The sequence below is a fragment of the Nocardia sp. NPDC051750 genome, from assembly GCF_044453135.1.
Classification (GTDB): domain Bacteria; phylum Actinomycetota; class Actinomycetes; order Mycobacteriales; family Mycobacteriaceae; genus Nocardia.
In genome coordinates this window covers 1,148,485-1,161,984 of record NZ_JBITCK010000001.1, presented here as the reverse complement: position 1 = coordinate 1,161,984, position 13,500 = coordinate 1,148,485, and the positions used below count along the sequence as shown (strand labels likewise).

The 13,500-nt window shown below is 67.4% G+C and carries 12 protein-coding genes and 1 tRNA gene; 5 read left to right on the top strand and 8 right to left on the bottom strand.

The genetic code is table 11. From position 1 onward, the window contains the following. Window positions 1-5 precede the first annotated feature (5 nt). Window positions 6-512, bottom strand: a complete 507-nt coding sequence (locus tag ACIA75_RS05045) for a DUF2752 domain-containing protein (RefSeq protein ID WP_397100017.1) — start codon at window positions 510-512, stop codon at window positions 6-8. Between the two features lie 241 nt (window positions 513-753). Here ACIA75_RS05045 and ACIA75_RS05040 point away from each other — a divergent pair, with 241 nt between their 5' ends. The 3 genes from ACIA75_RS05040 to ACIA75_RS05030 all read left to right on the top strand — a co-directional run bounded on the left by ACIA75_RS05040 (window position 754) and on the right by ACIA75_RS05030 (window position 4,287). After that, window positions 754-1,806, top strand: a complete 1,053-nt coding sequence (locus ACIA75_RS05040; RefSeq protein ID WP_397100015.1) for an alpha/beta fold hydrolase — start codon at window positions 754-756, stop codon at window positions 1,804-1,806. Between the two features lie 132 nt (window positions 1,807-1,938). Further along, on the top strand, window positions 1,939-2,859 hold the full coding sequence (locus ACIA75_RS05035) for an NADP-dependent oxidoreductase (RefSeq protein WP_397100013.1): 921 nt from the start codon (window positions 1,939-1,941) through the stop codon (window positions 2,857-2,859). Window positions 2,860-2,994: 135 nt separating this feature from the next. Next, on the top strand, window positions 2,995-4,287 hold the full coding sequence (locus ACIA75_RS05030; RefSeq protein WP_397100011.1) for a lipase family protein: 1,293 nt from the start codon (window positions 2,995-2,997) through the stop codon (window positions 4,285-4,287). Window positions 4,288-4,402: 115 nt separating this feature from the next. Here the strand turns inward: ACIA75_RS05030 and ACIA75_RS05025 are convergent, their stop codons facing one another. Further along, window positions 4,403-4,876, bottom strand: a complete 474-nt coding sequence (locus ACIA75_RS05025; protein ID WP_397100009.1) for a DUF1772 domain-containing protein — start codon at window positions 4,874-4,876, stop codon at window positions 4,403-4,405. A gap of 45 nt (window positions 4,877-4,921) precedes the next feature. Continuing rightward, window positions 4,922-5,335 carry a DUF4267 domain-containing protein gene (locus tag ACIA75_RS05020; protein ID WP_397100007.1) on the bottom strand — a complete coding sequence of 138 codons (414 nt, stop codon included), beginning with the start codon at window positions 5,333-5,335 and terminating at the stop codon, window positions 4,922-4,924. Between the two features lie 87 nt (window positions 5,336-5,422). Here ACIA75_RS05020 and ACIA75_RS05015 point away from each other — a divergent pair, with 87 nt between their 5' ends. Beyond that, entirely contained in the window at window positions 5,423-5,995 is a 573-nt protein-coding gene (locus ACIA75_RS05015) for a TetR/AcrR family transcriptional regulator (RefSeq protein ID WP_397100005.1), read from the top strand. Window positions 5,996-6,278: 283 nt separating this feature from the next. After that, entirely contained in the window at window positions 6,279-7,106 is an 828-nt protein-coding gene (locus ACIA75_RS05010; protein ID WP_397100003.1) for a hypothetical protein, read from the top strand. A 3-nt stretch (window positions 7,107-7,109) separates the two neighbouring features. On the opposite strand, the gene ACIA75_RS05005 is transcribed toward ACIA75_RS05010, so the two are convergent. The 5 genes from ACIA75_RS05005 to topA form a co-directional block, all read right to left on the bottom strand. Beyond that, window positions 7,110-7,265, bottom strand: coding sequence for a DUF2510 domain-containing protein (locus ACIA75_RS05005; RefSeq protein WP_397100001.1), 156 nt, complete (start codon window positions 7,263-7,265; stop codon window positions 7,110-7,112). Between the two features lie 449 nt (window positions 7,266-7,714). Continuing rightward, a tRNA-Thr gene (locus ACIA75_RS05000) sits at window positions 7,715-7,790 on the bottom strand. Window positions 7,791-7,847: 57 nt separating this feature from the next. Beyond that, window positions 7,848-9,038, bottom strand: coding sequence for a DNA polymerase III subunit delta' (locus ACIA75_RS04995; RefSeq protein WP_397099999.1), 1,191 nt, complete (start codon window positions 9,036-9,038; stop codon window positions 7,848-7,850). A 285-nt stretch (window positions 9,039-9,323) separates the two neighbouring features. After that, window positions 9,324-9,830, bottom strand: coding sequence for a DUF664 domain-containing protein (locus ACIA75_RS04990; RefSeq protein ID WP_397099996.1), 507 nt, complete (start codon window positions 9,828-9,830; stop codon window positions 9,324-9,326). A 64-nt stretch (window positions 9,831-9,894) separates the two neighbouring features. Beyond that, window positions 9,895-12,804, bottom strand: coding sequence for a type I DNA topoisomerase (gene topA / locus ACIA75_RS04985; RefSeq protein ID WP_397099994.1), 2,910 nt, complete (start codon window positions 12,802-12,804; stop codon window positions 9,895-9,897). Window positions 12,805-13,500 lie beyond the last annotated feature (696 nt).

Genomic DNA, 13,500 nt, shown 5'->3' with positions numbered 1-13,500 from the left:
TCGTGTCAAACCGGCGTCAGCCAGGTGCCCCACGGTGTATTTCGCAGGACGGTGTAGACGACGAGCGAGCCGAGCAGCACCACAGTGGTGGTGGTGCTGATACCTGGCAGCCGCGGACCTTCACCGCGCCAGGCACGAACAGCCCAATCGCCCACCCACCACGCGAAAAGCACCAGCACCGGCAGCGCCAGCAGGTTGCTGTGCAGAGAATCGATGATGTGCCCGTCGGTGAGGTTGTGCACTGCCCGCATACCCCCGCATCCGGGGCAGTACACACCGAACAACCCGTAGGTCGGACAGATCCCGTAGGAGCCCTCGATATGTGGATCGCGCAGATGCAGCAGCAGCACCGCCCCCGCCCCTGCACTCGCCGAAGCGATCGGTAGTGCCATCGAGCGCATGCGCACCAGCCGCGACATCCCGCGATTCGTCCCGGCCGCCACCTCGGTCTCGCCGGCCACCGGTACCCCGGATGACACCGGTACTGGTTGCGCCGCGTCCGAGTCCTTCACAGTTCTCACCGTAGCCGCGGCGGCGGGGTTGATGCCACAACCGTCGGAGGTGCTAGCTCCGGTTCGACCGCTCAGGGCATAGAACCGGCACGAAATGGGAATTCCGGGTTAACAGCACCGCCCGACAAACCGACATCCGGGTAGAGAACCACATTCTGAACGAGTACTTCGGAGCGATGCTTGCTCTTGTAAGCACCCAGCTTGCAAGTTACCGTGTCAGCAGGCACAAAGGAGTGTTCTGATGCTGGTGAAATCGATAAGCGCGCTGTCCCGGGCGCACCAGGGCGCCCTGACCGCCCCGTACCGAGCCGCGTTGCGCGCCCGCCGCTTCCGGACGGCCGCCTTCAACGCCCCGGTCGATGCCCCCGAGGTCACGACGGTCACCACCGTCGACGGCGCCCGCTTGCGCGTCCACTCCTACGGTCCCGCCGAGGCCGAGCCGATCGTGCTCATCCACGGCTGGAGCTGCTGTATCGAGTACTGGCATCCGCAGATCAACGCCTTCGCCGGCCGCTATCGTGTGATCTCCTACGATCAGCGCGGCCACGGTGAGAGCACACTCGGTCGCGCTCCGCTCGGTGACCGCACCCTGGCCGACGATCTCGCCGCCGTCCTGGACGCAACGCTGCAACCCGGCCGCAAGGCGCTCCTCGTCGGACACAGCATGGGCGGCATCACCCTGCAGGCCTGGGCGGCCCGCCATCCCGAACAGGTCGCCCAGCGCGCCCGTGCGGTGGTCCTCGCCAACACCACCTCCGGCAACATCCGCTACGACACCGATCTGCTGCCCCTGCTGAACAAGCCACTCACCCTGCGCAGCCAGCCGCTGACCCTCCTCGGCTCGCCGGTCCGGCTGCCGATGATCGTCGCCGAATCGCTGCTCACCAGCCCGCTGCCACTCCCCGGCGGCTGGGCGGCCCGGGAAGTACTCAAGGAACGCATCATGGCCCGCGGCGCCACCAGCGAGCAGGCCGACTTCGCGCTGAGCATCGTGCGTTCCTGCCGTCCCCTGGCCCGCGGCCGGCATGCCGCCCTCCTGGCCGACCTCGAACTGGGCCCCGCCGCCGAACACCTCACGGTCCCCACCACGATCATCGCCGGCCGCTACGACCGGCTCCTGCCCGAACGCATGTCACGCATCATCGCCGGCACCATGCGCGCGGCCGGTCACCGCCCCGATTACCAGGTCTGGCCCACCGGCCACCTGGGCAATATCGAAAACGCCGACCGCTTCAACACCGAACTCACCGCCATCCTGGACCGCACCAGCCCACGGTCAGCGGCCGCGGGCTGAGCGGGGGTCCCCGAGTCCGGTCGACGATGCCCGGCTCGGCGGATCCTACGTATCGGCGATCTCGCAGACCGGAATACCGGCTGTGGCGCGTCGTTTGCACGCAGCGACTACTCCAACCACTAGGAATGGACTATGCGCGCAGCGACCTACGACCGGTACACCACCGACAACGACGATGTGCGAGTCCGCGACCTGCCCACACCCAAACTGTTCCCCGGATCGGTGCTGATCGAGGTCCGCGCCGCCGGTGTGAACCCGGTCGACTGGAAGGCGATGTCGGGCGGGCTCGACAGCCTGATCGATGCCGCGTTCCCGGTGATCCCCGGCTGGGATGTCGCCGGAACGGTTATCGATACCGGCCTGGACACCCCGGAATTCGCGGTGGGCGACGAAGTGCTGGCCTACGCCCGCAAGGATGTGCTGCAGTTCGGCACGTTCGCCGAACTGGTCACCGTGGCCGCGGCGCACGTCGCCCGCAAACCGGCCGAGCTGCCGTGGGAGCAGGCCGGTGGACTGCCGCTCGCGGGCGGCACCGCGCTACGCACCCTCGATCATCTCCAGGTAACCGCCGACGACACCGTCCTGATCCACGCCGCCGCCGGTGGCGTGGGCAGCCTCGGAGTTCAGATCGCGACGGCCCGCGGCGCCCGGGTGATCGGTACAGCGTCTTCGGAGAACCACGACTACCTGCGCGAGCTGGGAGCCGAGCCCGTGTCGTACGGTGCCGGCGTCGTCGAACGCATCCGCGACCTCGCCCCCGACGGTGTGCACGCGGTAGCCGATTTCGTCGGCGGCCAACTCGAGACCACCCTGGCGGTGCTCGCGGCCGGTGGCCGGCACGCCTCGACCGCCGACAACAGCGTGGCCGAACACGGCGGGCATATCGTCTGGGTCCGTCCCGACGGTACGCAGACCCAGCGCTTGGCCGACCTCGCCGCCACGGGCGATCTCACTGTTTCCGTCGCGCGTACGTTCTCGCTCGAAGAGGTCCCCGAGGCATTCGCCGCCAGCCAGTCCGGGCACACCCGAGGCAAGAACGTCATCGTGCTCTGATCCCGGCAGGGCCGGCCTTCCTAGGCGTTTTCGCTGCTCAGCGCTTCTTCATTACCCGTCGGACCCGACCGGTTTCCGGCCGTTCCGGAAGCGGTCCGCGGCAGCGCCCGGCACATCCGGGGAACGGAGTCGACGATGCGGACGATCACATTCGGTGCCAGGGCACGGTCACGGATAACCTGGGCCCTGGTCACCGCGGCCCTGCTACTCGGGGGCGGTACAGCGGCGATCCCGGCGGCCGCGCAACCCGAGTGGCCGTCCCCGTCCGAGGACCCGTTCTACACATACGACCGGCCACTGACCGCCACCGCGCCGGGCACGGTCCTGCGCTTCCGGCCCGCGCCGTTCGCCTTCGCGAAGTTGTCCACACCCATCACCAGCACTCAGGTGCTCTACCGGACCACCACCCAGCAGGACGCACCCACCGCGGCAGTTACCACCGTGCTCCGCCCGCTCGTCCCCGGTCCCACCCGGCTGCTGTCGTATCACGCGGCGTACGACGCGCTCGGGTCCCGATGCAACCCCTCCTACACGCTCACCGGTCACGCCGACAACGCCGGCGCGGTCATCGAACAGGCCGTCATCGCCGGCTACCTCGCCGCCGGATACACCGTCGTGGTGCCCGATTACGAAGGCCCGGACCTGGAGTGGACCATCGGCCGGCAATCCGGGTACGCCGCCCTCGACGGAATACGGGCCGCCGAACAGATCCTGGGGCTGCCCGCTTCGACACCGGTCGCGATGTCCGGATACTCGGGGGGTGCGGTGCCCACCGAATGGGCCGCCGAGCTCGCCCCGCACTACGCCCCCGAACTCGCCCTGATCGGTGCCGCCGCCGGCGGGCTGCCCGTCCATCTCGCACACAACCTCCCCTACGTCAGTGGCAGCGCCGACTGGGCGGGCGTCATCCCGGCCGCGGTCGTCGCCTTCCGCCGCGCCTACGAACTCGACACCGACGCCTTCCTCTCCGAACGCGGAGCCCGGGCCGCCGACGACGTGGAAACGCTCTGTCTCGGGCAGTTCGCCGGCCGCTATCCCGGGCTCACCGACGCCGAAATGGTCCGCGCACCCTACAAGTCCCTGCTCGACGTCCCCGCGGCCGCGGCTGCCATCAACGACAACATCATGGGAACCGCCGGCACGCCCGTCATTCCACTACTGCTCGCCGTGGGTCAGAGCGATCCGATCGGTGACTCGGTAATGGTCACGCGCGATATCGAAGCCCTCGCCCACCAATACTGCGCCCGCGGCGTCCCGGTGACTTACGCCCGGTACGACCACTTCGACCACATGGCCGCCTTCGCCCTCTTCCAAACGCAGGCCGCACAGTTCCTCGCCGCCCGTTTCCACAACGTCCTGCCCACCACCAACTGCGCATCAATCGGCCCGGGCAATTCCCTCGCACCGATCCCCGTCTCGACCGGGTGACCTCGCCTTGCCCGCGGCCGGCCGGACGAATGCGGAGGTTCGCCCGACAGCATCCAGACACGACTCACCCGCACCCACGAGTGCCTCGAAGGTGCGGGTGACCGGCGCCGGTCGGTCACACGCCGGCAATCGTCACCGCCAAGGCGATCAGCGCAATCGCCTGGAGCCCCACCCGCGGAAAGATAATGCTGTCCCAACGCTGTTGCAGCGCGCGAGCATTCTCCGGTACGACCCCGGAAAGCGCCGCCGCCTTCTGAGCCGCATTGACCGGCTTGGCGATCCGCGCATACAGGGCCAGCCAGACGACCAGCGCAACCACGGCCACCGCCGCCGCGCCCGCCGCGACCAGGTGTCCGCTGAGTCCGGCCACCACGGCCGCGGCGAGCGCGCTCAGCAATCCGGTGATACCGACGGGCGGCATTCGCCGGTCAGCGAAATAGTGACCCCATCCTGAGGTGAAGGTCATCGTGGCGTCGTCGAGCCGGGCATTGACCGAACGCGTGACGAGTGCGACGGAAGCATCGGTGCCGTAGACGACGGCATTGGTGACGAGGGCAAGCACAGCGAGAACTTGGATGAACGTAATCATGGGAGGCTCCTGAGAGTTCGGTGTCGATCGACTGATTCGGGTGCGCTATCCGGCCTGTGCGACCGACCCGGCGCCGGCACGCTCGCGAACCAACAGCACCCCGGTGAGTGCGACCAGCGCGGCGGTCAGTCCGTGGATCCCGAAAGCGGCCGCTGCCGAACCGTTGTGGAGCAGAACCGTGAGCATGTCCCCCACCGGGATCAGCGCGAACCCGAGCGTCACAACCCCCAGCGCGAACCGCTGCCCCAGCGCAAGAAGCGCCAGCAGGACGATCCCGGCGACCGCGTCCCGGACTCCCTCGAGATTCGAGAACGCGGCCGCTTCACCGGTGGGCCACACCGGCAACCCGAATCCCGTAGCGGTCGATTCCGGGGCGACCAGGTAACTGATTCCGATGTAGAGGATGAACAGCGCCCCGATCAGGGACAACACCGTGGCGAGGCGGCGGGTGGTGATCATGGTCGAACTCCATATCTAGCATTGCTATGTTGAGTAGCGACACTATATTGATCGCGCTACTTTGTCTAGCGCTGCTAGATTCAAGACATGGGTATCCAGAACAGGCGAGAACGGGAACGCGCCGAACGGCACCGGCTCATCATCGACACGGCTCGCGAACTGGCCGAATCCGAAGGCTGGGACGCCGTCACCGTCCGCAAACTCGCGGACCGCATCGAATACAGCCAACCGGTCCTCTACAGCCACTTCGCCGGCAGACGCGCCATCGTCACCGCGGTCGCCCTGGACGGCATCACCGAACTCGCCGAATCCCTCCACCGCGCCCGCACCGCCGCCCCGGACGAGCCCACAGCCCTCGCCGCCGTAGCCCGCGCCTACACCGACTTCGCCGCGGAAAACCCCGCCCTCTACGACGCCATGTTCGTCCTCCCCACCGACCTCACCTTCGGCGACGGCGCCCCCGAACCGCTCCGCAACGCCTTCGCCGAACTGGCCACCACCTTCGCCCCCTTCGCCGCCACCACCGACGTGGAAACCCTGACCGAAACCATCTGGAGCACCCTCCACGGCCTGGCCACCCTGGAACGCAACAACCGCCTCCGCCCTGGTCACCGCGAGCAACGCCTGGTCATCCTGCAGAGCTGGCTGGAAGGGAAATAAGCGCGACACCGGCGGTCAGCCGGGCAAGCACTTCGCCCGAACGAGTCCGGCTCAACGATCGCGCACGGCTACTACTGCATGGCCACCGCCCCGAGCCTCCTCGAAACCCTGTGGCAGCTCACCGGATTCTCCTTCACGGTCGCCTACGGCGTCGACCGGATCCGCTTCCCCGCAGCCCTGCCCACCGGCACCCGGTTCCGGCCGGAGCCAGATCTTTCCGCCCGCCGACACAAACCCCGTCAACGGCACACGGGAGGAGCTGTGCGCCTGGAGAATCGAGAGTATGACCGGTCTCGTACTGACGCCTGAACGTCGAACCGAACTGGCCGCCCTACTCGATGACGGGGCGCGGCTGGCGGCGGAGTACCCGAAGGTCGCCGAGTATCTGGATACCGCGCCGATGCTGTCCGGGACCGGTGATCCCGAAGCCGACGCCGCCTTCGATCTGCGATTCGTGCATTTCATGACCGCCACCGGAGTCGGCAACCCGTACTGGGAAATCGTCGGGCCGGCAGTCGGGAGCGACGGCGAGCGACGGGTGGTCGACGGAGGAAGCGCGAACGGTAGCGTCCGGCTGGGATTCGCGCAGACGATCCTGCAAGCTGCCTACGCCTATGCGATCCCCTCCCCCGAGACGCTGGACTGGATGACAGCGTTCAGCGACGGGCGGAAGGTGGTGGAGCTGGGCGCCGGCCGTGGCTATTGGGCGAGGCTGCTCACCGACCGGGGCGTAATGGTGCAGGCGTTCGACTCCGAGCCACCCGACAGCTCGGCGAACTTATCCTTCCCGCCTACGGCCGGGCAGCCCGCCGTGTGGTTCCCGGTCGGCGGTCCCGGCGAGTTCGCGGCCGAACTGGATGAGGACTCCGTGTTGTTCCTGTGCTGGCCACCGGGCTGGGGTAACCCGATGGCGTCCCGGGCGCTGGAACTGTTCGAGTCGCGCGGCGGGCGACGGCTGATGTTCGTGGGTGAACCCCGAGGCGGCAAGACCGGCGACAATCCGTTTTTCGATCGACTGTCGGCAGCCTGGTCGCTGGAGAGCACCGACGAACAGTTCGTATCGTGGTGGAACTTGGCCGATACCGCGCAGGGCTGGATTCGAGAACCCTAGCCGTCAGCGACTCCGCACCTGGTCGGTCCACACCCGCCCATCGAACCAGCGCAGCCGGGACATATCCCCGTGGTCGGGGTACCAGCCGGGCGCCGGCCCGCCCGGCGGCCGCTGCTGGGCCGGGCGGCTCGAAGCCGATTTCGAGACAACAACGATCACAGTGATGATCCCACCGAACGGAGTGAGAGGCTAGCCGCTGCTGCCGAACAACAGAATACCGGCGCCTGTCACTTCGATGGTGACCACTTCACTGGCAGTGAAGACGTCGCCGGTGTCCGCGTTCTCGGCCCAGCACACTCCCCGGTCGTTCTGGTTGGTGATCTTCGCGTACGCTCCTCCCCCCGTTCTCTGCGAAGACGAATGCAGGATATGTCCAGTCGTGGACCAACTTTCACGTCCCACAAAGCCACAACCACTCGCGGTAGCAGAAGCACATCGGGATCGGCACCTTCGCGAAGTCACGCGGGCTTCGGTGTAGGAGATCTGCCTCACTCCTCGGATAGGCAGAATCCCTGTACAGATCCCGGAGGTCGTAGACGACTCTTCGCATAATGCCCCAATGGCAGCGGAGAGGCCCTTCCCGGATTTCCCGGAAAGGGCCTCTGACCTGGAGCCGCCTAGGAGAATCGAACTCCTGACCTTTTCATTACGAGTGAAGCGCTCTACCGACTGAGCTAAGGCGGCGTGCCGTTCGGCGTCGCGAGTCTATCGTCTCCCGGCGGGGAACGCGAAAACGGGTGGTCAGGACGTCTGCGCCAGCAGGGTGGCGGCCATCGCGGCGAGTGCGAAGCGTGGTTTGACGTTCCGGTCGAGGGCTTCGCGGCAGGCGAGGATCGCGTCGATCGAGCGGAGCAGGCCCTCGGGGCGGATGCGCTGGGCGAGGTCGCGGGCGCGGTCGGCCATATCGGGGTGGGTCATGGTGAGGCCGGTGGGGTCGCCGAAGCTCATGGCCAGGGCGTCGCGGTAGAGGCCGGCTATATCGAGGAGGGCGCGGTCGAGGGCGTCGCGGCCGGTGCGGGTGGCTCGGGACTTCTGGCGGCGTTCCAGATCTTTGAGCACCCCGGCTGAGCCGCGAGTGGCACCGGCCGTCCCCTTTCCGGTTCCGCCGGCGCCTAGGGCGGTGGCGAGCTCGTCACGTTCGCGGTCGTCGCGTTCCGCACTGAGCTGTTTCGCCTCGTCATCGGCCGCTTTGACGAGCTCGTCGGCCGCGAGGTAGACGGTACCGCGGAATACCGCGGTGACCAGGTCGAGGGCGCGGCGACGACGGTCGCGGGCTTCCTCGTCGGTGGCCAGGCGCCGCGCCCGTCCGATATGGCCGCCGCTCACGGCGGCCGCCCATTCGGCGGTTTCCGGGTCGAGCCCGTCGTGGTCGCGCAGCACCCGGGCGATTGCGGGAGCCGATGGAGTGACCAGGTGGACGTGCCGGCAGCGCGAACGCAGGGTCACCGAGATGTCCTCCGGGTCGACCGAGGGCGCGCACAACAGGAAAACGGTGCGCTCGGGTGGCTCCTCGACCACCTTGAGCAGCACATTGCCCGCGGCCTCGGTGAGCCGGTCGGCGTCTTCGATCACCACCACCTGCCAGCGTCCGGTACTGGGGCGGCGGGCGGCGATCTGCACGATCCCGCGCATCTCCTTGGTGGAGATACTCAGCCCTTCGGGGATCACCCGCCGCACATCACCGTGTGTTCCGGCCATCGTGGTGGTGCATGCGTGACAGCGCCCGCAACCTATTTGCTCCGGATCGGTGCATTGCAGGGCCGCCGCGAAACACAGCGCGGCCACCGACCGGCCGGAACCCGGCGGACCGGTGAAAAGCCACGAATGTGTCATCGCCCCCTCGGCCGCACCGGCCCGCCCGGCCACAGCGGCAGCGGTCAGTTCGGCCGCCACGGTCTCCTGCCCCACCAGCCGATCGAAGACACCCGTCACGCCCACACCCTAATCGACACAATCAGCGAAGCCGTCCACAGCCCGCGGACGCCTGAGACAAACTGCATTTGCGACGAGCCCACGGCCGAAGCCAATTCTCGAAGTCGCGGAATCCGCACAGCTGAAGCGGGCGAAACCGCCCAGCTGAGCCCACCACCGGGGCCCATCGCCGGTACGCCGACCGCTCCGGCCGGAGCGGATGCGGAGGTACGCACGAAGCGCACGGCCGGAGCGGATGCGGAGGTACGCACAAAGCGCACGGCCGGAGCGGATGCGGAGGTACGCCTAGCCGGCGCGCTGAGCGGTGGTGTTCGCCCCGTCCAGCTGCTCGCGGATGATATCGGCGTGTCCGCTGTGGTGGGCGATCTCGCGGAGGATGTGCAGGATCATGAATCGCGCGGACCACCACACCCGGCCGGGCACCCACGGGTTGGTGGGGGTGGGAATGGAGGCATCCAAATCGTCCACTGTGCGAACGAGTTCCGCGGTGTTCGCAGCGACCCGCTCCCATTCGGCGAGCAGACCGGCGACCGTTTCGTCGTCGCCGATGACGTATTCGCCCTCGTAGTCTTCCAGCTTCTGTTCCGCTGTCTCGTCCCGTTCGACGAGTACCTTGGTCCATGCTTTTTCACACCTGATCAGGTGGTGCAACAGACCGCCCAGCGTGAGTTCGCTTGCCGTGGTGCGCTGCCGCGCCTGCTCCTCACCGACACCCCGCAGGGTTATCCGGAACATCTCCCGCTGCTCGTCGAGCAGCTGGACAAGGTCGTCACGTTCCTGGCGGCCGGCCATCGGCGCTCCTTCTCGTTCGGAATGGTTCGCGCGTGAGGCTACGGCGTGGGTACGACAACCCGGTTTATTCGGCGTCCTTCGCGGTCGTCCGGCCCGCCGCCTGTTTCGCCGGGGCCTTCTTCGCGGCGGCCTTCTTGGCGGGCGTCTTCTTCGCCGCGGCTTTCGCGGTGGTCTTCTTCGCCGCGGCGGTCTTCTTCGCTGCGGTCTTCTTGGCGGGAGCCTTCTTGGCGGTCTTCTTGGCCGCCTTCTTCACCGGGCCCCGGGCCCGGCGGTCGGCCAGCAGCTCCGAGGCGCGTTCATCGGTGATCGACTCCACTTCGTCGCCCTTGCGCAGGCTGGCGTTGGTCTCACCGTCGGTGACGTAGGGTCCGAACCGGCCGTCTTTGATCACCATCGGGTTACCGGTGGCCGAATCATTGCCGAGTTCCCGCAGCGGCGCAGCGGCCGCGGCCTGTCTACCTCGGCGTTTCGGTTCGGCGTAGAGCTTGAGGGCCTCGTCCAGGGTCACCGTGAACATCTGGTCCTCGGTGGCCAGCGAACGCGAATCCGTGCCCTTCTTCAAGTAGGGCCCGTACCGCCCGTTCTGCGCGGTGATCTCCTCCCCGGACGCCGGATCCGTGCCCACCACGCGGGGCAGCGAGAGCAGTTTCAACGCGTCTTCGAGGGTGACCGTCGCCGGATCCATCGACTTCAACAGCGATCCGGTGCGCGGTTTCGGACCGTTCTTCTTCGCGGTCTTCTTCGCCGCCTGATCCTCCTCCGGCTCCGGCAGGATCTCGGTGACGTAGGGCCCGAAACGTCCTTCCTTGACGAAGATCTCGTGCCCGTTCGCCGGATCCACGCCGAGGGCACGGCCCTCCTGCGGAGTCGCGAAAAGTTTCTCCGCGACCTCTTGCGTCAGTTCGTCCGGCGGCAGATCGTCGGGGAGATTGGCTCGCTGCGAGGTCGGGTCCGCGTCCGGGTTGTCGGGGTCGGTGACCATTCGCTCCAGGTACGGCCCGTACCGGCCGACGCGCACCACGACATCGCGGCCCGCGTCATCGGTGAACAGTTTGATCGAATTGATCTCCCGGGCGTCGATATCGTCGAGCCGTTCGCCGACCATCTTCTTCAGTCCGCCGGATCGCGCGACCGAACCCTCGGCCCCGTCGTCGCCGCCGAAGTAGAAGCTGGACAACCAGTTCCCGCGCTGCGCCCGCCCGCCGGCGATCGCGTCCAGATCGTCTTCCATCGCGGCGGTGAAATCGAAATCGACCAGCCGGCCGAAATGCTCCTCCAGCAGGCCCGTGACCGAGAACGCGACCCAGGACGGCACCAACGCGCTACCGCGTTTGTAGATGTACCCGCGGTCGAGGATCGTCTTGATGATCGAGGAATAGGTGGACGGCCGGCCGATGCCGAGTTCCTCGAGAGTCTTGATCAGCGAGGCTTCCGTGAACCGCGCGGGCGGGTTGGTGCTGTGACCGTCGGGATTCAGTTCGACGGCGGTCACGCCCTCGCCTTCGGCGAGCTGAGGCAAGCGGGTTTCCGCGTCGTCGGATTGGCCACCGGCTTCCTCGTCGACACTTTCGACGTAGGCCTTGAGGAAACCGGGGAAAGTAATGGTGCGACCGGAGGCGGAGAAAACGCACTCTTCACCGGTACCGGCGGTCCCGGTGATCCGCAGTGTGAGGGTGGTGCCCTTGGCGTCGGCCATCTGCGAGGCCACGGTCCGCTGCCAGATCAGCTCGTAGAGCCGGAACTCGTCGTTGTCCAGGCGGGCATGCAGCTGACCGGGTGTGGCGAAGGTATCACCGGCCGGGCGGATCGCCTCGTGCGCTTCCTGGGCGTTCTTGACCTTGCGGGTGTACTGGCGGGCCGTCGGATGCACATACTCGGCGCCGTACAGCTGGGTGGCCTGGGAGCGTGCCGCGTTGATCGCCGACTCCGACAATGTCGTCGAGTCGGTACGCATGTAGGTGATGTAGCCGTTCTCGTACAGCCGCTGCGCGATGCGCATGGTGCGTTCGGAGGTGAAACGCAGTTTGCGGCCCGCCTCCTGCTGCAAGGTGGAGGTCATGAACGGCGCGTAGGGCTTGCGGGTGTACGGCTTGGATTCCGCCGACGTGACCACCAGGTCGGTGCCGTGCAGCGCCTCGGCCAGCCGGCGGGCACGCGATTCGTCCAGCACCAGCGCCCGGGATTCGGCCTTGAGCTGCCCGTCGGACCCGAAATCGCGGCCGGTGGCAACCCGGGACCCGTCGACATCGACCAGGCGAGCGGAGAAAACGCGCGGATTGGCGGTATCGGCATCCCCGCCCGCGTCCAGCTTCGCCGCGATATCCCAATACTCGGCCGAACGGAACGCCATCCGCTCGCGTTCACGCCGCACGACCACCCTGGTGGCGACGGACTGCACCCGGCCCGCCGAAAGCCTCGGCATAACCTTCTTCCAGAGCACCGGGCTGACCTCGTAGCCGTACAGCCGGTCCAGGATGCGCCGGGTTTCCTGCGCGTCGACCAGGTCGTTGTCCAGTTCGCGGGTATCCGCGGCGGCGGCCCGGATCGCGGGTTCGGTGATCTCGTGGAACACCATCCGCCGAACCGGAACCTTCGGCTTGAGTGTCTCCAGCAGGTGCCAGGCAATCGCCTCGCCCTCGCGGTCCGGGTCGGTGGCCAGATACAGCTCGTCGGCGTCGGCCAGCAGACTCTTGAGTTCGGTGACCTTGCCCTTCTTGTCCGGGCTCACCACGTAGATGGGTTCGAAGTCGTTGTTGACGTCCACGCCGAGCCGCGCCCAGTCCTGGCCCTTGTACTTGGCCGGCACATCGGCGGCGCCGCGGGGAAGATCGCGGATATGCCCGACCGACGCCTCGACCGTATAGTCCCGGCCCAGGTAAGGCGCGATTTTCCGAGCTTTGGTCGGGGACTCGACGATGACGAGACGACGCACGGGACGGCCCGCCTCGGCTGCGCTACGGTCTCGTGTTGCCACCGGAGAATCCCTTTCCTTCTCGACCCGCTGAACGCTGCTGGGGCGCAGGACGCGGCTGGATGAACAGTTGGTGACGGCGAACTTCACCACCAGACACGTTTATACCTTGACGCTGCGCGTGGCCGAGCGGTTGCGGCCATCGGGCGATGGCGCGTCGATGCCGTTCAGTATGCAGGGCGCGGGGCCGCTACGGCACGCACGGTAGGCCACGAACCTGTGCGTTGTCGATGTGAGCGGTGCCGGACGGCGGCAATCGCCCGGGCGCCCGCGCGTGGCGGAGGGCGGACGAGCGGCCTCGGCGAACCGCGAGAACCACCTCCCGGTGAGGGCGGGAACACACGGTGAACGCCCGGCCGGATCAGATCCCGAGACACCGGGTACCCGCACCGCTGAAGCGGAGGTCCCTGAACAGAGCGAGTGGATGCCCGGAGCGAATGCCCCGCCACCCGAGACGCGCACAGCCGATGCGGATGCGGAGGCACGCAACAAGCGCGGGACCGGAGCGGATGTCCGGGTACGCAAAGAGCGCATGGCCGGAACGGATGCGGAGGTACGCAAAGAGCGCATGGCCGGAGCGGATGCCGAGGTACGCAAAGAGCGCATGGCCGGAGCGGATGCGGAGGTACGCATACCCCACATATAGTTCGTCCCTCGGTCCCGTTACGGGATCGAGGGACGAACTGGGAGATGTGCCCG

Bases quoted from the DNA above. Each gene is read 5' to 3' on its own strand.
- ACIA75_RS05040 (WP_397100015.1), top strand. From the start codon at position 754: ATGCTGGTGAAATCGATAAGCGCGCTGTCCCGGGCGCACCAGGGCGCC.
- ACIA75_RS05035 (WP_397100013.1), top strand. From the start codon at position 1,939: ATGCGCGCAGCGACCTACGACCGGTACACCACCGACAACGACGATGTG.
- ACIA75_RS05030 (WP_397100011.1), top strand. From the start codon at position 2,995: ATGCGGACGATCACATTCGGTGCCAGGGCACGGTCACGGATAACCTGG.
- ACIA75_RS05025 (WP_397100009.1), bottom strand. From the start codon at position 4,876: ATGATTACGTTCATCCAAGTTCTCGCTGTGCTTGCCCTCGTCACCAAT.
- ACIA75_RS05020 (WP_397100007.1), bottom strand. From the start codon at position 5,335: ATGATCACCACCCGCCGCCTCGCCACGGTGTTGTCCCTGATCGGGGCG.
- ACIA75_RS05015 (WP_397100005.1), top strand. From the start codon at position 5,423: ATGGGTATCCAGAACAGGCGAGAACGGGAACGCGCCGAACGGCACCGG.
- ACIA75_RS05010 (WP_397100003.1), top strand. From the start codon at position 6,279: ATGACCGGTCTCGTACTGACGCCTGAACGTCGAACCGAACTGGCCGCC.
- ACIA75_RS04990 (WP_397099996.1), bottom strand. From the start codon at position 9,830: ATGGCCGGCCGCCAGGAACGTGACGACCTTGTCCAGCTGCTCGACGAG.